The organism is Arcicella aurantiaca, from assembly GCF_003148625.1.
Taxonomy (GTDB): Bacteria; Bacteroidota; Bacteroidia; order Cytophagales; family Spirosomataceae; genus Arcicella; species Arcicella aurantiaca.
The window spans coordinates 95,458-118,786 of the sequence record NZ_QGGO01000016.1; the positions used below are offsets into that span (position 1 = coordinate 95,458).

Sequence of the window (23,329 nt, forward strand, 5' to 3'; positions counted from 1 at the left end):
TGGCTGTTTCTTTCAGAAACATTTGGGTTTATGAGGTTGTATGCTTGGTATTGTTTTATGACATAATTTCATTTTTAGCCACATAAATATTCGTTGCCTGATTTGAAATTACCCATTCTCTAATCATACCTAAAAACAGTTGGAAAGACGGTTCACCGTTAATATATTTTTCACCTCTCAGTGTTTTCTCAATCACTTCCATCGCAAATTCATGGCATTCCATAGAGCTTCTACCTGTCAATATTTTCTCTGTTTTATCGGTTGTGTGAGGATTGCCCGCTAATTGTCTGGTATGAGTTGCCAAAAACGAACCTTCACCCAAACGATGAGCATATTTGCCTGATAATTCCTTCAGTAAATGGATTTTCCTTTCTGACACTCCACCTGCATAAGTAGCCGCCAAACCAACCCCAGCCCAAACTGCTCCTTGTCTTTCTTCAGGAAATGCCGCTAAAGTTTCCGCAATTTTAGTAGGTTCGCCCGAATTATAAAACCAAACGGCACGTCCAATTCCATTGTCATATCCTTCTAAGAAATAGGCTTTTTTGCCTGCAAATGAGCGAGGAATAAACATTTCTTTGAGGGTTTTTTGAGGCTTAAAATAAGCATTATAAAAACCAATACCGTTCAAGAAAAGCGATTCCCCCTCTGAATTTGCTTTTGTGGTGAAATATTCAAAATTATTATTTCTGAATATCGCAGAAGCAATGCCAGCCCCAATGTAGGACATATAGGCATGGTTTCGTCCTTCTCCCTCAATAAAATCGTACAGGCGATTTTTATTTGAGATTGAAAATAAATCCAACGTAAACAAGCCCATTGCTGCTCCTTCGTGGAAGAAACCAACCAATTCATTTGATACTTGTGCAATGGCAATGGAAAGGTTTTTTGACAAACCACATTCCAAAGCAATGTTATAGGCGTTGACTACCGTTTTGGCAACCAATTCCAATCTATTTTGGGCAGGAAGACCTACTTCAAAATCACGAATTTTAAATTCTGCTTCTGAAAGTGGTAATCCTAAAATAAGTTTCCGAATAATTTTTATTTTTTCCATGATGAATAATTGGTAAGGGTTTATAAATGAGGAATATTTCCATTCACCATTGAACCATAACTTGGCTCTTTAATGTGCGTTAGCGTGTCCTGATAGCTCATTTTTCCGTTTCTAATGGTTGACTGAATTTTGGCTTCATTGGTAGCAAAAACATCTATGAACCAATAATATAAACCTCTGGCAGTACAAACAGTCATCAAGGCAATAAACATGGCAAAAACAATGTGCAAGCTCATCATGATACCATAAACTGCCGCTACGCTAAGTCCAAAAACAATTTGTCCTTTCTTTGTAATTGGGGTAGTAGCTGGGTCTGAAATCATATAAAAAGTGAAAAGTAAAAAGGCAATACCAGACATTGGCATTAATGCCCCAATAGTTGAGGTATCCATGAGGGTGGTTCTGATAACGGCTTGCAAAAAGAAGCCTGAAACCCATGCCAATATCAAAGGAATTTTTTTGGTAAAAACGGCATTTAATAAACTTCCCAACGTCATAAAAATACAAACTAATAACCAATCCGACCATCCAGAAGTAGCTTCACTAAACTGATAAGGCGGTGCCACACCTACCCAAGGAAAAAAAAGTAACATAGTACCAATACCCGTGTTTGATGGATTGAGGAAATGGCGTATTTTTCCGTTGATGTTTACTTTAAATAATACTTTTGAGAGCATCGCAACGGCTGTGGCAAAAATGATTGGCATTAATCTTTCGTTGGTAAATAATAGCATAGAAACTGCTGAGGCAGAAATATGAGCAGGTAAGAGAAACTGAACAAACTCTTTGACACTACCTTTCATAAATGCAACAGGTCTTTTATTGATTTTAGCTTCTAAGATTTCAAAACTAATTTCAAGGGTATAGGCTGTCAATAATGCAACCACCCAGTGAGCTACGGATTGCTCGAAGCCAAGATAAAAATGACCAAATAAATTTAATACCGTTATTGCCGAAGCAAATCTTATGAGTGCGGGGACTCTGTTATCTTTCTTTGTCATAGTTTTAATAAGTTAAAAGGTTATTTGTATTTATAATTAACTGAAAGTCAATTGATTGGTAAATTGTATTCTCCGCCTTACTCAATACGGTAAAGCAACGGTGTGCCAGCCAGCATCAAGTTTGACTTTAGTTAGTGCTACTGTACCGTCAGATTGTCTCCATGAAATTTCAATATTATCAATTTGATTGGCGGCTGCTTTGCCCAAGCCAAAGTGAATTTCACTGCTTCGTTTTCCTGTGTGTCCGTTGCCACCATCTACAAAACTGACTATTTTTTTCCCTCCAACTGTGTAAGCCGTCACTTTTGCTCCAATAGCGTATTTAGCTTTAAGTTTCTGTTTAGGGTCAATAAGCACTTTATGATTGTTGGAATCAAGCGATAGAATAAGTTTTAATCCTAAAAAATTATTTTTGCTTTCGCTTTTATTATGATACATTCTTGAATCTTCCCATTGTGATGATGCTACAAAGTCCAACTTGCCATCATGTTCAAAATCTGCGGTGGCAATTCCTCTTGTTACCTGAATATCATCAACATCTATATTGGCAGAAATATCATAATATTTTCCAGATTTGTGTTTCACGAAAAAAGGAATGTGAGCTCGACCCGAAATATCATCACCTTGATTGATTTTAGGCCAATTTTCTGGATTTGCTAAAAATTCATCATGCCCTGTGGCTAATTCTTGGAGTTCGGGCCATCTATTGGTTTTTCCTTTTCTAAACCCTGTGCCTTGTATCGCTTCTGGAACTCCGTCATTATTAAAATCACCTAAACGAGCCTCCCAACCCCACGAACTTCTCGATAATCCCAGAGATTCACTTTGATTAACAAAAGGAGCAATTCCTTTGGTAAACGACTCGGTATCGCCTGTGTTAATAAAAGCAAAATGGCTTTCATGAAGAGCATAATCATCGGCAATATTACTAACGTATATATCTAAGAGTCCGTCGCCATTTATGTCTCCAAAATCTACGCCCATTCCTTTGAAAGAATCTCTACCCAAAACACTCGAACGAATGGAGAAAAAACCTTTTGGCCCTTTCAATTCTTGGAAAGAAAGTTTCCCATTAGTTGATTTATTGAGTAAAAGTTTATCAGGAGCAAAGTCATTAGCAATATATATATCTGGAAGCATATCACCGTTTAAGTCTGCTGCGGCTACTGCCAAAGTCCAGTCGTAAGGAAACCCCAAACCTTGCAACCAGTCTTTCGATTCTTTAAAAACAGCTTTCCCATTTTTGATGCCTGCCCATAAAAATATGCGATTGGTTGCTCCATTATCCCCTCTCGACATTGAATGTTGCATTACTTGATTTTTATCGGTTGCTCCTTTTTCATATAATTTTGAATTGTCTGGAAAATAATTTCCGATAAAAATGTCATCATGTCCGTTACCATCAAAATCTGCGATGGTGCTGGTAGTGGTAAACCATTTTTCAATAGTTGGGTTCAGTTCTGCTTCTGTGAAACCGTTTTCGGTTTGGTAAAAAATAATCGGCGAACGCCCTAAATAATTCACCAAAATATCCATTTTCCCGTCTTCATTAAAATCATTTGCCAAAGTTCCTGACGGTGGCATTGATGCTGGATTATAGGGTAATGTTTTGGGACTTAGTTGAAATGGTTTGTATCTTTCTCCTGTGCCATTGGCAGGAAATACCGAAACGGTATTGTATCGAGGGTCAACATGAATAATGTCATTGGGTAAATTATCACCGTCAAAATCGGTAACATTTACTGCTGCTCCCACTACTGACACCCAAGCATCTATTTTCTTATACTGAGGGTGTACTTCGTGTATATCCATCGGAATAATACCTTCGGGTTTATATAAAATACTTTTCTCAAATTTAAAGTCTTTGGCTAATTCTTCTCGTTCCTGATACGAAATAGAATTTGGTACGGTAAATCCATAAAGTATGATTAAGAAGGCTACCGCAATCAATTTGGATAAATGTCTCATTGTTTTTCAGTTTAGATTATTGTCATAATTAATGACCGTGACGATTTAATATCGGAATTATCTACTATTTGGCGGAATTAAGGTTAGGCTTCTCCGAAGCCCGTAATTCGAGGCTATTCTTGTGCTACAAAGGTTGAATTTCTCCGAAATTGTGTCGATTTATACCTCGGAGAGGTTCAACCTTTGTAGAATATAGTGAAAATTCTCGTACCCACTTCGGAGAAGTGTAACCTTAAAAGAGTCCGCCAAATATTAGATAATTCCGTTTAATATTTTCGATTGTCATCTGTTTGACTATGAAAATGAATATGGTTTTTTTGTCCTAAGTAGGGATTAGGATTTAGGCGTTGGGATTTAGCGAACGAGCTTGATTAAGAGCAAGTTCGTTCACTAAATATAAACAGACATTATAGACTTCGACATAACTTATTAGAAGTAAAATGTAATAATTTGGCTCAACTTCCCGAAAGTTTAACCCCTAACGGAGTTATTTCAGGAAGTTTCAATTCCAATAAATTATGTCATACTCTATATAATTTCGGAAGTATATACTTAATGTCGCAGGTTAAATTTGAGTCGAAAAAACCTCACCCCCAACCCCTCTCCGATGGAGAGGGGAGCATTCGACCCCATTTTTCTCCCCTCTCCATTGGAGAGGGGTCGGGGGTGAGGTTTTGCGACATTAAATACTTACTTCCGTATAATTTTAATGAATCTCAATTCAGCCCCCTACGTATGTCTATTTCTGAAGCTATTTCAAAGAACATTGTTCAACAAAATCTACAATATTATTTTTTGAAATATGCTCCATAGTGAACGCATGAGTATATACGTCACCGTTGGCGTGACGATATTTTGGTAAGTGATATTCTTTTATAACACTTGGGTGAGGTGCTTTGAAATAAACACAAGGAGAATGTTCGTTAAAAATAGTTGGAATACCCTTTGCTATCAGTTGGTTGTTTAAGAAAGTAGCTTTTGATAAGATTTTTTTTGTCCGTAAAACCATATTTTCATAGCCGATACTTTTCAATTTTGTAAGTACAATAAAAGGAGACAGTCCATCTCTTGAACCCGCAATCGTGGTATCGAGCGAATTATAGTCGTTCACAAAAGAATATTGGATAGTTTTGAGGTTATTTTTTCGTACCAAGAAAACCGAACTCGGAAACGGTACTCCCAAACGTTTATGAAAGCTAACGGCAATGCTATCAACTTCTGGAATGCTAAAATCAGCTCTTATTTCCTCAGCATCAATGAACGGAGTTATTAATCCGCCGAGAGCAGCGTCTATATGAATATGATAGCGTTCTCTGGGAATTTTATGGTCTTTAATAATTTTTATGAGTTTATTGACATCATCATACGCTCCTTTGGAAACTGTACCCGAGGTAAAACAAAAAATAAATGATTTATCACGATTTTTGGCTAAATAATCACTGAATTTATCCAAATCTATTTTACCATATAAATCTGCTTCAATCTCAACCATTTCCTTTACTCTTAGCAACGTAACTGATTTTTCTATGCTTGCATGAGCCTGATTTGAAGTAACTAAAACGCCCTTGTTGTTGAGTTTTAAATTGGCTAAATGTACCGCCTGAATATTGGAGATTGTAGAACCGCTGGTGGTGTATCCCCATACTTCTTCGTGGGAGATTCGGAGGTAATCAGCCATCAAGAAAATAAGCTCACGTTCATAACCCAAAGTATGAACTTGCCCACCAAAACCATCAAAAGGGTCGCCTAAATTATTGAGAGTATGTTTCAATAAACGAGCAAACATAGAACAGTCGCTGGTAGATTGATTAATTTGAAGTCCAAAACACTTTTTTCTTTCTTTACTAAAATAGTTGTCTAATTTTAGTATTTCCTGTTTTTCTAAAACATTATTTTTCATTGTTAAATTCTGGGTTATAAGGTCATACTTTATCCAGTCAAGTTTGTACTTGTTCAAGTTGCAAAGTTGATAGAGCAACAAATGTGAGATTGAACAATGATTAATAATTCATTCCTGACAAAGCCATGAAATCGAATTGGGACTTAGATAAAGTTTCAGTTTAGAGGATAATCGTAATAATCTTAGAGGTGGGGCAAAACGGATGATGAAGGTAGGTGTAAAATATAAGAAGTACCGTGAATAAATAGTTTTTTGTGTTTACTATGCTTGATTGTCAAATCATTGATTAGTCCTAATTATCTACACAGAGGGTACTTCTGTCAAAAAAATAATGTGCTATTACAACTTTGCGAGGTCTTCTTCGCAAACTTTTTTCAATAAAGACAGACCCTTTTCGTTGGTAAGTCTCATTTCAGTTCTAAGGTCAGTCAGATGAGCAATAATATTAGCAGGGAAATCCATTTTTACTTTAAACTCTTGTCTGACGTAAGTATTATTCCCTTTTTCCAAGAAAGAATAGTTGAATTCTGGCTTAGCTTCATACGGCACAGTAATATTACATTTAATGTTTACAGCCTTATTTTCCTCCAATCCAACGATTTCCTGATAACCTTCGCTGGTTTCTTGAACGCCTACCCAGTGAAACTTAGAACCAACTTGTCCATCAACTGCGGTGATGTCAAATTTTTGTTGCGGGTCTGTCAGTCTGAATGGCGACCAACTTGGATAATTCTTGAAATTCCTAACCTTGTTGTAAACCACATTGGAAGGAGCATCAATTTTTTGTTCAGAAACAATGATAATTTCTTTTTCGTCAGAAGAAATGATATTAAGAATAACAACCGCAATAACGATGATTCCTAAAAAAACACCCAATAACTTGATTCCTTTTTTCATGATTGTATTGTTAAACGTTGAATTGTCTTAAATGATGGTCGATATGCTTGTAATTATATTCTCCAACTTGCGTTTTAGTCATTTTGCCAAAGAAAGGATGTGAAAAACCTTCGTAATCAGCTTCGCTTTTGCTCTCAAATTGGTTTATCAAATTAATCCATCTCAATCTGTTGTTTGAGATATATCCGTTTTCTTTAATCTTAAATTCTGGATGCGTAGGCTCATTTTGTTTAAATGGCGTTTCATCTTTTACCAGACTTTTAAGCGACATCTGACCAAAAATTCTGCCGATAAATAATCTATCGTAGCTTTTGATACGGAGATACATTTCTTCGGTTTTGATGCAATGAATTATCATTTGGTAAACATTCATTTTACCCCAATTTGAAGAGCTGCTATCAGATAGCCTTTCAATGCGTTGAATTAACTCTTCTCTTACTTGTTTATCGAATATTGATTTCATGATATTTGTTGTTTAATAGAATTGTGTAAAAGTCCTAAGTATTAGGTATTAAGTATCAAGAATAAGTACATTGTTCCGAATAATTTAATTGCAAAACCTTATTTATCTGTACTTAATACACTGTTTAATAAGTTTTCTTCTTGTAGAACTTCCCGAAAGTAGAAAGAACTTTCGGGAAGTAGTCGAGAGGTTAACTTCCCGAAAGTTTTTTCTACTTTCGGGAAGTTGAAGAAACTTATTAAACACTGTACTTAAAATCTTCATACCTCGGACTTAATACTTTTTAAAAAATCCCAAATGAAAACGTAGTTCTACTACATCGGAATGAGGTCTCTAATCTCAACGTTTCCACCAATTTCTAAGATTGGAGAACCTTTTGCCAACGTCAATGCTTCATCCAAATCTTGAGCATTAATAACCATATCACCAGCAAGCACTTCTGCACCACTCATGTGAATATTATCTACAAAACTGCCATCGCTTTTCAATACTCTTCCCGAATATCCTAATTGATTTGTACCAACAAACTGACCATTTTGGGCCAAACTTCCAATCCATTGTCCCCATTTTTGACCTTCAACCTCCATTTCTTCTGGTGTTGGTTGATAGTTAGGATTAAAGTCGTAGCGAAAGATTAATTTAAATTGTTTCATTGTTTTAGATTTTAGTTAAAAATAAAGTAATTATTATAAATATTTTGTTGCAAAATTTAAGTAAGTTTTGGGGGTAGGGCTTAGGACGTAGTGTCGAAAGCCTTTATTAATCAGGCTGTTATGTGCCTAAATCCTAATGCCTAAATCCCAATTTCTATTTACATTGGAATCACGTCTCTAATCTCAACGTTTCCTCCAATTTCTAAGATTGGAGAACCCTTTGCCAGAGTCAATGCTTCATCTAAATCTTGTGCATTAATCACCATGTCACCAGCAAGCACCTCAGAGCCACTCATGTGAATATTATCTACAAAACTGCCATCACTTTTCAATACTCTTCCTGAATATCCTAATTGATTGGTTTCTACAAACTGACCATTTTGGGCTAAACTTCCAATCCATTGTCCCCATTTCTGACCTTCCACTTCCATTTCTTCTGGTGTTGGTTGATAATTAGGGTTAAAATCGTAGCGGAAGATTAATTTAAATTGTTTCATTGTTTTAGATTTTTGAACGCCCTCTTAGCTTTTATACCAATCAGACCATTCGGTTTATTATTTATTTGTATTTGTAATTGTGTATAAATCTTGAACACTACCAAGTCCTCCGTGCTGAGAAATTATCTTACTAACCTTCAAGTTTTTTTCTTTGATATAGTCCAAGAGATATTGTGAATTATTCTTGATACTAACCTTTGCTTTTTCTGTAAATCCTCTTGGCGTATATCCGCCCCAAACTTTCATAAATGTGCCACTCCAAAGCTGGTCTGCTTGAATAATTATTTCTTCTTGTGGCAAATAAACAATCAACATATCTGACGAATGAGCCGTAGCTGAAGACTTAGTAGCATTTAATCTGTGGATTTCAATTTTTCCATTTTCCAAGACAGTCACATCTTTTACAGGGTTAATAGTCAATGGCTTAGGATTTGTAGCAAATTTGTCTTTATTAAGGCTATGGTCTGCCGAAGTAACTTTTTTCAAAAAAGGTACAGCTTCTTCAGCCAAATAGATATTACCTGTTTCTGTCAATCCTTCTCTAATTCCCGCAAAATGGTCGTGATGGCAATGCGTTGAAATAATACCCTTGATGTTATTTTCATTAAAGGCTTTCTTGGCGGCATCAATCAAACTTCTTGTCCAATCTTGGTTCAATGGAGTATCTACTAAATACAATCCGTCCGAAGTCTTTATCGCTACGTTCCATAATCGATTGTCTGGTCGTCCGATGATTTTAACCGTCGGAGAAACATATTGCGGTTCCATTTTGTATGGTTTCATATCTATCGTTCCCAAATCAAATGCACCGTCATTTACAGGTTCAGGCCAACCAAGATTCCATGCGTTCCATCTCATAATAAATTGAGAGTTATAAACCCCAATTTTAGATTGAACATCATCATAAGGTATTGGGTCATTAACAACTTCTGGATTGAAAAAACTTTCTGTGAATGTAGGATTCACCTTAATATTTGATAAAGTCTCTTTTCTTAATAAATTCTTATTGTGATAGTGTTCCAATGTAGTTGGGTACTGGATACCGTTTACTTTTGTCCAATTCTTGAAAACAACTTCATATTTCACATTTCCTTGTAAAAAATCGACTTCGTTGGTACTCACTTTCGTTGGTAGTTTGGTGTCTTTATCAAAAAACACTTCAAAAATGATAGAAGGGAATTTTTCATGAGTGAAACTCAAGACCAAATTTTTTGTATTGACCGTTTCTTTATTTTTGCTCAGAAGCACTTTTAATAATTGAAGTGGATTAGACATCATTTGAACTTTAAGATGAGCTTCTATTTCGGTCGAAAACATGGCAACAGGAGCAACATCATTAAAGTAATATGATTTCCAAATGTATTGGTCTGATTGAGAGCCTACTCTGTCAGAAATAAATATATTTGGCCCCGACGTTTCGTAGTATGCTGGCTGATTAAATTCACAATAACTATAATCCATTTTCAACTTTCGGGCAGATAAGTTACTATAACATTCATAAATATATTTGTTACTTACCAAAGGCGAAGGCAAAGAAGGAATATCTTGTTCGTATTCATAACTCATTCCATCTACTTTTAAGGAAATAGTTTTGAAATCTTGGATTGCTTGTGCATTGCCTGCTACTGAATTTAAGGCTTCTGATAATTGAATTTCGTTGGACGGGGTACTATTTTCCACTTCTTTACAGGAAGAAATAGATAAGAAAATAACCGCAACAAATGCGTAAAATGATTTTTTCATGGTTTTAGAGAGTTTGACTTTTTATGCGAATTAATTTTAAATTTTTCCCTGTTTTCTTTCAATAAGCCAAGCGATTCCCATGATAATATTGGAAAATATCATCTTTAATTATCGCTTGTTAAGTTTTCAGAACAGATATTGTCTTACTCTTTGATATATACGTTAGATATCGAAAGGGCAGTTAATTGATAGGTAATCAATGTCGTTTAGTGAAGAAATTTATTTGATACAAACTTCCCGAAAGTTAATCTGCTCAACATTCTAACTTTACTTATTTCTGAAATTATTAATCAATTCTTCAAATTTTCGGTATGGAATGGGTTTTTCTAACCAATCAAAATACTGAACATTCTTATCTTGAAATAGCGATGCTCTATAAGCACTTGTAAAAACAATATTTAGCATTTTATCTTCACCCGTTTTTAATAAATGCTCAATGCTTGATTCTTTATTTAATTGAACGTCTAAAAAAACAATATCGACTTCGTAATTGATACTTTTCAAATAATCAAATCCCCCTTTTAAGGTATCAAATGTATCTAATACTATTAAATCATTTAACCTATTGGCAAAATTAACCAGTATCAGGCTTGCTCTTGGTTCATCGTCTATTATTACACATTTTAGTTCCATCGTGTATCAAATAAGTGGTTTCGGTATAATTAATTAAAAAATAATAGGTCAATTTATGATTTCCACATCATATTATTAAGAATTTCTCCATTCTTTTTATTTTAAGTTTTCATTGAAGGGGCGGTTACACTCATGGCTCATTTTGAAAACTATTTAGTGTGTTTATTATTTTTCCCTTTTTGATGAATCAAAGCTACCTAAAATTTGAAAACCGCTGTTTTATCTTAGACTTGTTTAGATATATTTTCGACAGGATACTTGATTTGTTAGATATTATTTTTGAAAAGTATATACTTCCGTTAAATCTAAGATAAATCCAATTTGTTAACATACGGTAAATATACTATGCCGATTTGTTTGTAAATTTATTGTCATAAAGATATTGATGGTGTTTTACATAACCGTTGTTGAACATTATTAAATGTATAAAAATAGATTCTTGCACTCTTTTACACAAAAATAACTCTATCTCAAATCTAACTCATATACCCATGAAATTAACTTGTATTTTTGTTGAGGATGAAACACCTGCCATGAATCTATTAAAGATTTATGCCGACCGAACCCCCACTCTTGAAGTATTAGGTTTTTTTGATAGTTCAATGGAAGCTATTCATTTTTTATCAGAAAACCCCGTTGACGTAATTTTTACCGATGTCAATATGCCGCAACTGACAGGAATAGAGTTAACTCAGTCGCTCAGAAATAAACCCTATATCATTTTTATTACTGCAAATGCCGAATATGCTGTAAATGGCTTTGAGTTGGACATCGTTGATTTTTTAGTAAAACCTGTTACGTTTGAAAGATTTATGAAATCGGTTAATAAGGTATTTGACCGAGAAGAGAAAAAGAAATTGGGAGGGGTAAATAATCATAATGAAATAGAAAATAAAGAAGAATTGGAAGACTATTCCATGACGAGTATATATGTAAAAGAAAGTGGGAAAGTAATTAGAATTGATTTTGATGAAATTATTGCTATTGAAGGGTTAAAAGATTATGTCAAAATTATTACAGATGAAAGACCTATCGTGACCCACTTGACAATGAAAAAATTGGAAGAGCAAATTTTACCTAAATCTAAATTTATGCGTGTTCACAAATCTTTTATTGTGGGGCTTCGCCAAATCCGAAAATTTGATGGTTTAGATTGTTACCTTGAACTTCAAAATAAATTACAAATACCCGTAGGCCCGCAATATAAGGAAGCATTGATGGTAAAACTCAAACCTGTGAATTAGAATGCAAAAAATGATAGAATGGTATCTCAATTTTTATCCAACCAGTGGAGTTCCCCCAAAACGCAGAATAGTCATTCATCTTACTTATTGGATTGTCTGGGGGTTATTTAGTGTATTGGCTTTTATTGCTCAAAATGTCGAGATTAAGGTATTAATAACCTGTTCAGCCGTAATACAAGGTTGTATTATTTATTATGGACTTACTTATTTTGCTGTTCCAAACTTATTCTTAAAAAATCGTTTTGTAATTGGAGTATTTTTTTTAGTCATAGTTTATTCTTTAAGTTATACTACGAATGTAATGGCATACAGCTACGCAATAAAGTTTAACCTTTTCAAGCCCAGAACTTTTATGCACGGATATGCTCAAGAGTATATCCGTAAAGGAATTTTAGGTTTATTTGATGTAAAGACTTTTTTCATAGAATTATATACTATTCTAAATACTATTGCTTTACCATTTCTAATAAAATTTAGTAGAGTTATTAGTGATTATTCTATGCGAGTGGCAAGGCTAACCAAAGAAAAAACCGATTTAGAAATAGACTTTCTAAGAACACAACTCAATCCCCATTTTCTATTAAATTCTCTGAATAATATTTATAGTCAAGTAGTTAGTAAAGATGAAACCGCAGGAGATTCCATTATCGTACTGTCTGACCTGATGAAATATATTCTTTACCATTCAGGAAAAGCAGTTATTGATTTGGATAAAGAGGTACAATTTCTTAGAAACTACATTGATTTAGAAAAGCTACGAGGTAGTAAGTCATTAAAAATTCGTTTTTCACAAACAGGAGATATGCAGGGATTTCGTATAGCCCCATTAATGTTGGTTAATTATGTAGAAAATGCCTTTAAACATGGGCGAGTTCCTAATGGGGAGATCTTATTGATAGATATTGACATAAAATTTATTGATGAAACCTTATATTTCCGCATCGAAAATGATTTTACAGAAAGGCATAGAGAAAATCACATCACTAAAGAAGGAGGAATTGGCATTGCTAACACCATCAAACGATTAGTGTTATTATATCCCAACAGACATTCATTAACGATTCATGATGAAAACAATAAGTTTTTGGTATCATTGATGATAAAATTGTCTCCTAATGAATAAATGTATAATATTTTAAACTCAACTATGGCACTCAAATCCATGAATTAATATGCAAAAAATGATAGAATGGTATCTCAATTTTTATCCAACCAGTGGAGTTCCCCCAAAACGCAGAATAGTCATTCATCTTACTTATTGGATTGTCTGGGGGCTATTTAGTGTATTGGCTTTTATTGCTCCATCAAGTATGGGGCATAAATTGATTATTACACTTTTTATAATGTTACAGGGCATAAACGTTTATTATGGTCTGACTTATTTTGTATTCCCAAATCTATTTTCAGCCAAGCGATTTATTATTGGATTATTAGTTCTATTTATTGTTTATTGTTTGAATTATGCACTTAGTTTAGAATTTTATCATTTAGTGTTAAAATATACATTATACACAAAAAATGGTAACGCATATCGATATGCTAATGCCTTTACTCAAAAGGGATTATGGGGAATGTTTAATCCTCAAAATATTTTTTATGAATTAAATATGGTATTAAGTGTCATTTCACTCCCATTTATGATAAAACTCAGTAGAGTAATTACAGATTATTCTATGCGAGTGGCAAGGCTAACCAAAGAAAAAACCGATTTAGAAATAGACTTTCTAAGAACACAACTCAATCCCCATTTTTTATTGAATTCTCTGAATAATATTTATAGTCAAGTAGTTAGTAAAGATGAAACCGCAGGAGATTCCATCATTGTACTGTCTGACTTGATGAAATATATTCTTTATAATTCGGGGGAACTACTGGTAGATTTAGACCGAGAGATTCATTTTCTCAGAGACTATGTTGATTTAGAAAGACTTCGTGGCAATCGGTATTTAAAGATTCAATTTTCTCAGGAGGGTGCCATGAAAGGTTATAACATTGCACCCTTGATTCTCATCAATTATGTTGAAAATGCGTTTAAACACGGAGGAATACCTTATGGAGATACTTTATTGATAGATATTGACATAAAATTTATTGATGAAACACTATATTTCAGAATAGAAAATGACTTTGTTGATAAAATTGATAGTGGCAAAAAAAACAAAGATGGTGGCGTTGGTATTATCAATACCAAAAAAAGGTTAAAATTATTATACCCCGACAGGCATAGTCTGATAATCAAGAATGATAATCATAAGTTTTGTGTTGAAATAATGATAAAGTTGAAAAAAGAATAACTTTTGTCGAATACAAAATTTAGAAGTCTAAGGAAAATGAAATGTTGTCGAAAAGATTGTTGTGTAGGTCGAGTGACAAAAAAAGAGAACATTGCATTTTTTAATTTTGATTCAACAAAAAACAACAATCATAAACCTTTAAACAATGTTAACTATGAAAAATCAATTAATCTCTGCTTTATCATTTGAGAAGAAAACAATTGTATCTCTTGAAAATGCAACATCTATGAAGAACAAAATAGGAAATAGTTGGGGTACTAATTGTACAGAATTCCTGTAATTTTTGAAGAGCATCCTAACATCTATAACGTATCATTTTAATCATCATACACCAAATCAAATCTTCAAATGAAACTAACTTGCCTAATAATAGAAGACGAGCCACTGGCGAGAAGCCTTATAGAGAACTTCGCTAAGCGTACCAACAAGGTAACTGTTTTAGAACAATTTGAGGATTTAGACGAGGCGTTTAATTATCTTGAAAGAATTGAATACGGAGTAGATTTTATTTTTTTAGATGTTCTGGTTAAACAAAAGTCGAGTATTCTTATGTTAGCCCAAACTGGTAAAGACAAGGAGGTACAAATAGTCTTTGTCAGTGCTTTTCCTCCGAACCTATTTAAAAACTATGATATTCAGTATTTCGAATGGTTACAAAAACCCATTCCCTATCAAGATTTCGAGGAAGTTATCCAAAAGCTCCATCTTGATAAAACAGCAAAATTTGGCGATGATGTGTCGTCAGAAGAAGCATAAACCCTAAAATCACTATACGAAGCATAGTCTAAAAGTATTTGTCGGGGACAAACTGGCTCTCTTTTACTATGCTTCAACCTTAGGGTTTATAAGGTTAAAGAAATAGTTTGAGTGTAAAATCCGAATAACGTATATACAAATGAGTTTGGCTAACAATAGACTCGTAATGGATTATGGGATTTGCAAATTTATATGATTACTTAATTAAAAAAGATAACTAAAAATTAAATAAAATGGACAAAACAGTATTAACAATGCTCGAAAACCTGAAAGAAAAAACAGGTCATTCATTAGAAGAATGGAAAGAATTAATTTCAAGCCAAGGTTTTTCTAAACATGGAGAAATTGTAAAATTTCTAAAAGAAAAACACAATGTTACACACGGGTATGCTTCTGAAATTGCTCTAAAAGTATTAGGTTCTGATGCTGACTCTGCTTCGGATACTGATATTTTGATTGAAAATCAGTATAAAGGTAAAGAACATTTGAAGCCATTTTACGAAAAATTAATTGCCGAAATTCAAAAATTTGATGGTGATTTTGAAATTGCTCCAAAGAAAACTTACGTAAGTTTGAAAAGAAAAAAACAATTCATCATCTTGAATCCAGCCTCAAAAACAAGATTTGAAATTGGGTTTAATCTAAAAGGTGTAGAAGCAAAGGATAGATTGGTTGCCGAAAAACCAGATGGTATTTGCTCGCACAAAATCAACCTTTCTGATATTAATGACGTTGATACTGAAGTAATAGGTTGGATTAAAATGGCTTACGAGAAAGCTGCATAATAGACTTTTCGGTTTTATGTGCGAACTCTTTTTTTCTTCTGTCTCCTTATTTTAAAGCAGAAAGAGAAAAAGAGTTTTATTTTTTGAATCTTTAAAAGATTCAATAACAGATATTTATACTAATTTAAAAAAGTTATTGCGTATCTGAGTCTCAACGGCAGTCGTCGTTCAAAACGACGACTTCCGTAAAGTACGCATCAAATCTTTAAAATGGGTATAATCTCATTCATTGGTTTACCTCAAATCTTTACAGATGGAATTTACGACAAATATAGAAATGAAGAGGGGAGATAAAACCTTTTTGTCGGCTTTTGCTTTCATAGAAAATTGTTCTAAACTACGGCTTAAACAGGTAGAGTTAGCTTTGCATGATATTGAGTATCAGCGTTATAGGTCTTTTAGTACGGATGTTAGAAAAGTGAGTTTTTTATTGGGTAGATACTGTGCAAAAAAGGCAATAGCTTCTCTATACAATATCAAGTCTCTTAATCAAATATATATTGATTCTGGGATTTTTAACCAGCCCATTATAAAACTTCCTAATATTCCTAATATGCGAGTGAGTATCTCGCATGATGGCGTATCGGCGGTGGCTTTGGCATTTCCAGAAGAACATCCTATGGGGATTGACATTGAAAGTATTGATGACGAAAAAAGCTCAGAAATGTCAACTCATTTTACTGCTCATGAAAAAACGTTGTATCAAGGTATGAATCATGCAAAAAATGAAATTGATACCATTCTATGGACAGCTAAGGAGAGCCTATCCAAAGCACTGAAAACGGGACTAACAACAGGCTTGGAAATAATGGAATTGGAAACCCTCGAAAAAGTACATCAACGATATTTTAGAGGAACTTTTACTCATTTTTTTCAGTATCAAACTATCTCCATTATACACGGCAACAAAGTGATAACGCTATTATTACCCAGAAAAAGCATTGTTGAATTAGACAGAAACAGTAACTTATTTAACTAAAAAAAATATGTTTAAGAAAAGTATAGACTTACAAAATGTACAGTTGGTGATGACTGCTTTGGAACATCTAACCCAAGAGTTTGAGGTTTTAGAAAATGGGGATGTGTTTGGAGGTAATTCTCAATGGGATGAACTAAGAGAATTTGTAAACAATGAAGACAAATATTTTGTGCCAACAAGATAATTGAAAATCAACTTGTTGAAAGGCTGATTTTTTAGGTCGAAAAAATGATTGCCTTTGTCGAAAAATTATAAAAAATCAATTCAATTAGGTGAAATTTGATACAGAAGCCGTTTAAACTTTCGCTACCAATGTAGCCCTGCAATATGCCGAACATTCGCTTCGACCTTGTTAAAAATAAATTTTTAAAAGATACCGAAAGTTTAAACAGCTCTATAACTAAACGACAAACCTATGAAAAACACGTCAAGTACTCTTTGGAATAATTTATCTTCAAAATCAACCAACAACAGGCTCATGGTTGCCGAAATGGAATTTATTTCTGATGATATTGCTCATCATATTAGAGGGGGGGATAAGTTTTATATGCCCTTGTATGAAGGCGAAATCAATTCACGAACAAGATTTTTTCTACCTTCAATACTATGATAGTTCTTCAGATTACGAGCCTTTCTGAGTCAAAAAAAAAGACTAAACTTTAACCATAAAGTTAGTAAGAAGCAAACCCAATATAAAATCCGTAGAAAACCCGATGAATGGCAAGTTTATATTTTTCAGACAACTTGATTTCATGGATTGTGGACCCACCAGTTTGAAAATGATTGCCGCTTTTCATGGGAAAGACTATTCCATTGATTTTCTTAGAGTTAGTACCCATATTCAGCGTTCTGGTGTTAGTTTGAATGGTATTAGTGAAGCTGCCGAAAAGATAGGTTTTAGAACTTCAAAAGTAAAACTAACCGTTGAACAATTAATTTCACAAGCCCCTCTTCCAGCTATTTTACACTGGAATCAAGACCATTTTGTAGTGATATATGCCATCAAAAAGAATTTTTGGTCGTTTTTGCCTTGGACTAACGAAAAAGAAGAAAAATTAGTAATTGCTGACCCCGGTCATGACTTAGTGACAGTTGATAAAACAACTTTTCTGAAATGCTGGGTAAATGATGAGAATAAAAAAGGCATAGCTCTTTTGCTTGAACCCACCCCCGAATTTTATCAAAAGCAAGAGTCCATTTCTGCCTCAAAAACAGGATTGAATTCTTTATTTTCGTATTTAATCCCTTACAAAAAATACTTTACTCAAATATTTTTTGGAATATTTTTAGGGTGTATTATGAGCATATTTATTCCCTTCTTACTCCAATTTTGGGTTGATTTTTGGATACAGCAACACAATATGAGGTTCATTCAGCTTATTTTGCTATCTCAGTTATTTTTTTTCATCGGAGGTATAGCTGTCGGAATAATCAGAAACTCGATTTTGTTGCATATTAGCACCCCCGTGAGTGTAACAATCATTTCTACCTTTTTGGTAAAGTTAATGAAATTGCCAATTAGTTTTTTTGAAACCAAAAATGTTAGAGACATCATTCAGCGAATCCAAGACCATCATCGTATCGAACCTTTTTTGACGGGAACGGCTCTCAATACATTTTTTTCTATCATTAACCTTATTGTTTTTTCTATCATTTTGGGTATTCATAGCTCCAAATTATTGGGTATATTCTTTATTGGCAATGTTCTTTCTGTTTGTTGGATGATAATTTTCTTGAAACGTAGGAAAAATTCAGACTATAATCGTTTTCAGCAAACCCTTGTAAATCAGGAGAGTATATTGAAATTGATAATAGGGAAACAAAGCGAAAATGAGACTAATTGCGAAAAAAAACACCTGTGGGATTGGGAAAGTATCCAAACCAAATTATTTAAAATCAATGTGAAAGGTTTAGCTTTAGAGCAATACCAAGAAGCGGGCGTAACCTTTTTTTCACAACTCAAAAATATCATGATTGCATATTTGCTGGCTGCTCAGGTAATTGATAATGTCATTTCGCTCGGGGTGATGTTGAGTATATCATACATTATTGGTCAAATGAATGCCCCACTCAACCAATTGCTGGTGTTTGTCAGAAATATTCAAGATGTCAAAATCAGTCTCGAACGTCTGAGCGAAATTCATCAAAAACCCAGTGATGTATGGGATAAAGGATAGTTTTTCGTAAAATCTTCTTTGAAATACCTTCGTAGTTTTTTATTGTTATGGTGTTGATTATCAGTTGTTTGTCGAGAATATGACCAATGAAATATTCTTCTGTTATGCCTTCTAATCGTTTAAAACCTTGGAACTAAGCAATTTACCAAAGCCTTACTTACTTCATTTTGTGCCATTACTTATAAACGGTATTCATTCACAAAACCTATCTAACTTTGATAGGTTTTGTGAATGAATTTTACGTTTGACTTATCCTGTAATCAATACACTTTCACGTAATTTTTGAGTTGCAATAATCATATTTTTCAAAGCGGCTTCTGTTTCTGCCCATTTGCGGGTTTTTAAACCACAATCTGGATTTACCCATAAATTTCTCGCTGGAATATGTACCAATGCTTTTTCTAATAATTGTAGCATTTCGTCGCTTTCTGGTACACGTGGCGAGTGAATATCATAAACTCCAGGACCAATTTCATTTGGATACTCAAATTCAACAAAAGCATCTAATAATTCCATTTGCGAACGTGAAGTTTCAATCGTTATCACATCGGCATCCATGGCGGCAATGTGTCTAATAATATCATTGAATTCAGAATAGCACATGTGCGTATGAATTTGAGTAATATCTTGAACTTTTGAAGCACTTAATCTAAAAGCTTCAACTGCCCATTCCAGATAATTCTCCCAATCGGCTCTGCGTAATGGTAAACCTTCACGTATTGCAGGTTCATCTATTTGAATAACTTTTATGCCAGCTTTTTCTAAATCTAAAACCTCATCTCTAATCGCCAAAGCAATCTGAAATGCGGTAGTTCTGCGTGGTTGGTCGTCTCTAACAAATGACCATTGTAAAATGGTAATCGGTCCCGTGAGCATACCTTTCATCAGTTTGTTGGTCTTTGACTGTGCAAAACTCGACCACTTAACGGTCATCGGGGTTGGGCGTTCTACGTCACCGTAAATAATGGGTGGTTTTACGCAACGACTTCCATAACTCTGCACCCAACCGTTCTGCGTAAACACATAGCCAGAAAGTTGCTCTCCGAAATACTCAACCATGTCATTTCGTTCAAATTCTCCGTGTACCAATACATCTAATCCGATTTCTTCTTGCCAATGAATAGACTTTTCGATTTCTTTTTCAATGAGATTTTCGTATTCTGCTTCCGACAATACCCCTTTTTTTAGTTTTGCTCTCAGCGTTCTTACTTCGTCTGTTTGTGGAAAAGAACCAATGGTTGTTGTTGGGAAAATAGGGAGCTTTAACGCCTCCAATTGCAAAGCCTGACGCACTTCAAATGGATTTTTACGTTGAGAATCCTCTTTGGTTATCGCATTTACTCGTTTTTTTACATGAGGTTTATGGATAAGTTCTGACTTTGTTCTACTCGCTATTGCTTCCTGATTTTCAGTGTATTGCAAAGAATGAAACAGACTGTATTCGCCCTTTGAGAGTGCTTTTAAAGTGGCTACTTCGTTTAATTTTTGTTTAGCGAAAGCCATCCATTTTTTGATTTCGGGCGTTAAAACGTCTTCGTTTTTCTCCAAATCTAAATCGCAAGGGCTATGTAATAATGAGCATGAAGGAGCAATCAATAATCTATCTTCTGAAAGAATTTCAGACGCTCGTTTAATGAACGCTAATGATTTACTAAAATCATTTTTCCAAATATTTCGTCCGTCAATAATCCCTAAAGAAAGTAGTTTTTCAGACTGTACGAAGTGTGGTAATTCCAAAATATCGCCTAATTGTGACGGACAACGAACTAAATCCAGATGAAGGGCATCAATTGGCAGAGAGGTTGCCACGTGAATATTTTCACCTGTGCATTCAAAATAGGTAGCAACCATTATTTTAAGGCTCGTCAAAGATTCTCGAATCGTCTGATATGCCTGTTGAAAGGCAATTTGCTCATTTTCAGAAAGGTCTGAAGTCAAAGATGGTTCATCTAATTGCACCCAAACGGCTCCTTTACTTTCTAAATCTTTTAAAATATCAATATAAACGGGTAATAGATTTTCTAATAAATCTATTCGCTCAAAACCATTTTCCTTTTCTTTGCCAAGTAATAAAAATGTAACAGGACCTACCAAAACGGGCTTGGTGATAATACCAAGAGCTTTTGCTTCTTCAAAATCAAGAATTGCTTTGTTTGAGAAACGTGAAAAAGTCTGATTTTTGGTAAATTCAGGGACAATGTAATGATAATTGGTATCAAACCATTTGGTCATTTCCATAGCCGAGATACTTATCTCATTTTGCTGATAACCTCTTGCCATCGCAAAGTAGGTGGTAAGTTCATCGGCAAAGCCTTTTTGTTCCAATTCTTTATAGCGAGTAGGAATCACACCTAACATCAAAGACATATCAAGCACATGGTCATAGAAAGAAAAGTCGTTTGATGGAATTAAATCAATACCTGCTTCCTGCTGAGTTTGCCAATTTTGTTGGCGAATTTTAAGAGCCGTCACTTGTAATTCTTCTACGGAAATTTTACCAGCCCAAAATTGTTCCGAAGCACGTTTTAGCTCACGTTGGCTACCTATACGTGGATAACCCAAATTGTGTGTAATCATTGTGTTGTTGTTTAAGTTTTAGAAAACTCAAAACACCACTCCCATCCGTTGGGTGCATAAGCACACGGCTATAAAAAGATAAAAAAGAAAATCAATGCGTGACTTAAACCCCGTTTCGTGAGGGAATAATCATTGAGAAATTTGGCAAGTCTCCTGACTTATAACATCGTTCCCGCCCTTCTCATTTTCTCAAACAATGGGCAACGTGGGGATTGACTCGTTCCAAAAGGAACTGTTACTTACAGTAGCACGTCTGTTCGTGATTTTCACACGATTCCTTTTTAATTTAGGTAAACTATTCATTTATCCTAAAACCAAAATTCCGACTGATGGGTATTTGTTGAGTACTTTGCAAAGTTAATTTGTTTTAAAGTCTCTAAATTTTATTTTCTTTATTTTGTGTTTAAAATAGATATATTGTATTGATTTATTTAAAATAATAGACAAATTGATTTAATATATTGTATTTTGTGAAATATTTATCTTTTGTAAGAATGTAATTTTTAAATAAAATTACTTCATCAAATATTTGTTTTTTTGTAATCCCGAAAACGAGATTCACTCCGAATTTTAAATACATTCATCATAAAGAGTATGACATAACGTATCAGAATATATTTTGGAATAATGTTGTGATGAATGTACAAGAAATATCTCTTGTTTGAGCTTATACTAATTTTAAAAAGATATTGCGTGTATGAGTTTCTACGGAAGTCGTCGTTTTGAATGCTACGGTTTATACACAAATTTATAGAATAGACTTCCTGCGAAAGTGTTTTATGATTGAAAAATTTTCGCTATTTGTAGCCGAAAAGATGTTGTTTTACGACTTAAAACACTTTCGCAGGAAGTCTAATAAATAAATTCATCTAATGATTTATTTACACCAATTTATTTTTGAGATTAACAATCCTTTTTTGGAAGACCGTCAAGAAATCATCTTTATATTTTCCTGCGGTGGGAATGCGGGGGGCATTTTTCATAATAACCTCATTGCCGTCTAAAGCTTCAATAGATTTTATGGCAACAATATACGAACGATGAACCCTCAAAAAGTCCTTTACGGGTAATGATTCTTCAATCTCTCCTATGCCAATATACGTAACAATTCTATCGCCTTTTGTGGTGCATATAGTCACGTAATTTTTCATACCTTCGATATAAACAATATCTGAGAAATTAATCTTTTGGATTTTCCCTTTGTGTTCGGTTTTTACAAAAATAAAATCTTGTTGTTCGGCAGGTAATCCTTCGGTTGATAACTTTTGATGATTGACAATATTTAAAACCTTGTCAGTTGCTTTTAAAAACCTTTCATAAGGAATCGGTTTCATTAAATAGTCAACAACGTTCGGGAACTCATAGCTTTCTAAGGCAAATTGAGGATAAGCCGTAGTGAGAATTACCTTTAAATTTTCATCAGCATGAAGTTTCAAAAAATCAAGCCCAGTGAGTTTGGGCATGTGAATATCTAAAAATAATAAATCAGCTTTGTGAGTTTTAACCATTGCGGGTATTTCCATTACATCTGTTGTACTACCCACCAAAGTTAAATAGGGTGTGTCGTTTACAAATTTGGTCAGAATATTAATGGCTGGTCTTTCGTCATCAACTATTAAACATTTTATCATAGCATCAGTTATTATTAGTTATTTAGAGATTTATGGCAATTTTTTGGAAGCGTATTTTCATCAAAAATCTAATA

The 23,329-nt window shown here is 34.1% G+C and carries 21 protein-coding genes and 1 riboswitch; of the genes, 9 read left to right on the top strand and 12 right to left on the bottom strand.

All coding sequences use genetic code 11. From position 1 onward, the window contains the following. Positions 1–55: 55 nt before the first annotated feature. The 10 genes from LV89_RS15310 to LV89_RS15355 form a co-directional block, all read right to left on the bottom strand. The gene (locus tag LV89_RS15310) at positions 56–1,057 is read right to left on the bottom strand and encodes a DUF1702 family protein (protein WP_109743791.1); all 1,002 of its coding nucleotides are present in this window, start codon (positions 1,055–1,057) and stop codon (positions 56–58) included. 20 nt (positions 1,058–1,077) lie between these two features. Next, on the bottom strand, positions 1,078–2,058 hold the full coding sequence (locus LV89_RS15315) for a hypothetical protein (RefSeq protein WP_211321215.1): 981 nt from the start codon (positions 2,056–2,058) through the stop codon (positions 1,078–1,080). A gap of 81 nt (positions 2,059–2,139) precedes the next feature. Then, positions 2,140–4,026: a CRTAC1 family protein gene (locus tag LV89_RS15320; protein ID WP_109743792.1), complete on the bottom strand. Its 1,887-nt coding sequence runs from the start codon at positions 4,024–4,026 to the stop codon at positions 2,140–2,142. A 751-nt stretch (positions 4,027–4,777) separates the two neighbouring features. Beyond that, positions 4,778–5,926, bottom strand: a complete 1,149-nt coding sequence (locus LV89_RS15325) for a pyridoxal-dependent decarboxylase (protein ID WP_109743793.1) — start codon at positions 5,924–5,926, stop codon at positions 4,778–4,780. 339 nt (positions 5,927–6,265) lie between these two features. Then, positions 6,266–6,823 carry an SRPBCC family protein gene (locus LV89_RS15330; RefSeq protein ID WP_109743794.1) on the bottom strand — a complete coding sequence of 186 codons (558 nt, stop codon included), beginning with the start codon at positions 6,821–6,823 and terminating at the stop codon, positions 6,266–6,268. 10 nt (positions 6,824–6,833) lie between these two features. Then, positions 6,834–7,286 (bottom strand): DinB family protein, encoded by a 453-nt coding sequence (locus LV89_RS15335; RefSeq protein ID WP_109743795.1) that lies wholly within the window; start codon positions 7,284–7,286, stop codon positions 6,834–6,836. A gap of 314 nt (positions 7,287–7,600) precedes the next feature. Further along, positions 7,601–7,939, bottom strand: a complete 339-nt coding sequence (locus tag LV89_RS15340) for a YciI family protein (RefSeq protein ID WP_109743796.1) — start codon at positions 7,937–7,939, stop codon at positions 7,601–7,603. A 158-nt stretch (positions 7,940–8,097) separates the two neighbouring features. Further along, positions 8,098–8,436, bottom strand: a complete 339-nt coding sequence (locus tag LV89_RS15345; RefSeq protein WP_109743797.1) for a YciI family protein — start codon at positions 8,434–8,436, stop codon at positions 8,098–8,100. Positions 8,437–8,493: 57 nt separating this feature from the next. Continuing rightward, positions 8,494–10,179, bottom strand: coding sequence for an MBL fold metallo-hydrolase (locus tag LV89_RS15350; RefSeq protein WP_109743798.1), 1,686 nt, complete (start codon positions 10,177–10,179; stop codon positions 8,494–8,496). 267 nt (positions 10,180–10,446) lie between these two features. Continuing rightward, on the bottom strand, positions 10,447–10,812 hold the full coding sequence (locus tag LV89_RS15355) for a LytR/AlgR family response regulator transcription factor (protein ID WP_109743799.1): 366 nt from the start codon (positions 10,810–10,812) through the stop codon (positions 10,447–10,449). A 491-nt stretch (positions 10,813–11,303) separates the two neighbouring features. Between LV89_RS15355 and LV89_RS15360 the strand changes: the two genes are divergently transcribed. The 9 genes from LV89_RS15360 to LV89_RS15395 all read left to right on the top strand — a co-directional run bounded on the left by LV89_RS15360 (position 11,304) and on the right by LV89_RS15395 (position 19,047). After that, the gene (locus tag LV89_RS15360) at positions 11,304–12,056 is read left to right on the top strand and encodes a LytR/AlgR family response regulator transcription factor (RefSeq protein ID WP_109743800.1); all 753 of its coding nucleotides are present in this window, start codon (positions 11,304–11,306) and stop codon (positions 12,054–12,056) included. A gap of 1 nt (position 12,057) precedes the next feature. Beyond that, a complete protein-coding gene (locus LV89_RS15365) occupies positions 12,058–13,179 on the top strand; it encodes a sensor histidine kinase (RefSeq protein ID WP_109743801.1) in 1,122 nt (373 codons plus the stop codon). A gap of 49 nt (positions 13,180–13,228) precedes the next feature. Further along, positions 13,229–14,350: a sensor histidine kinase gene (locus tag LV89_RS15370; protein ID WP_109743802.1), complete on the top strand. Its 1,122-nt coding sequence runs from the start codon at positions 13,229–13,231 to the stop codon at positions 14,348–14,350. Between the two features lie 348 nt (positions 14,351–14,698). After that, a complete protein-coding gene (locus tag LV89_RS15375; protein WP_109743803.1) occupies positions 14,699–15,106 on the top strand; it encodes a LytR/AlgR family response regulator transcription factor in 408 nt (135 codons plus the stop codon). A gap of 233 nt (positions 15,107–15,339) precedes the next feature. Next, positions 15,340–15,891 carry a DUF5655 domain-containing protein gene (locus LV89_RS15385; protein ID WP_109743805.1) on the top strand — a complete coding sequence of 184 codons (552 nt, stop codon included), beginning with the start codon at positions 15,340–15,342 and terminating at the stop codon, positions 15,889–15,891. Between the two features lie 253 nt (positions 15,892–16,144). Then, positions 16,145–16,870, top strand: coding sequence for a 4'-phosphopantetheinyl transferase family protein (locus LV89_RS15390; protein ID WP_109743806.1), 726 nt, complete (start codon positions 16,145–16,147; stop codon positions 16,868–16,870). A 7-nt stretch (positions 16,871–16,877) separates the two neighbouring features. Then, a complete protein-coding gene (locus LV89_RS25205) occupies positions 16,878–17,054 on the top strand; it encodes a hypothetical protein (RefSeq protein ID WP_158279599.1) in 177 nt (58 codons plus the stop codon). A 231-nt stretch (positions 17,055–17,285) separates the two neighbouring features. Next, positions 17,286–17,480 carry a hypothetical protein gene (locus LV89_RS24915; protein ID WP_146199171.1) on the top strand — a complete coding sequence of 65 codons (195 nt, stop codon included), beginning with the start codon at positions 17,286–17,288 and terminating at the stop codon, positions 17,478–17,480. Between the two features lie 103 nt (positions 17,481–17,583). Continuing rightward, positions 17,584–19,047, top strand: a complete 1,464-nt coding sequence (locus LV89_RS15395; RefSeq protein WP_109743807.1) for a cysteine peptidase family C39 domain-containing protein — start codon at positions 17,584–17,586, stop codon at positions 19,045–19,047. 249 nt (positions 19,048–19,296) lie between these two features. Here the strand turns inward: LV89_RS15395 and metE are convergent, their stop codons facing one another. Together metE and LV89_RS15405 are read right to left on the bottom strand one after the other, a co-directional pair. Beyond that, complete coding sequence (metE, locus tag LV89_RS15400) at positions 19,297–21,624, bottom strand: 5-methyltetrahydropteroyltriglutamate--homocysteine S-methyltransferase (protein ID WP_109743808.1); 2,328 nt, start codon at positions 21,622–21,624, stop codon at positions 19,297–19,299. Between the two features lie 126 nt (positions 21,625–21,750). After that, positions 21,751–21,958: riboswitch (cobalamin riboswitch) on the bottom strand. A 547-nt stretch (positions 21,959–22,505) separates the two neighbouring features. Beyond that, positions 22,506–23,255 carry a LytR/AlgR family response regulator transcription factor gene (locus LV89_RS15405; protein ID WP_109743809.1) on the bottom strand — a complete coding sequence of 250 codons (750 nt, stop codon included), beginning with the start codon at positions 23,253–23,255 and terminating at the stop codon, positions 22,506–22,508. Between the last annotated feature and the right edge of the window lie 74 nt (positions 23,256–23,329).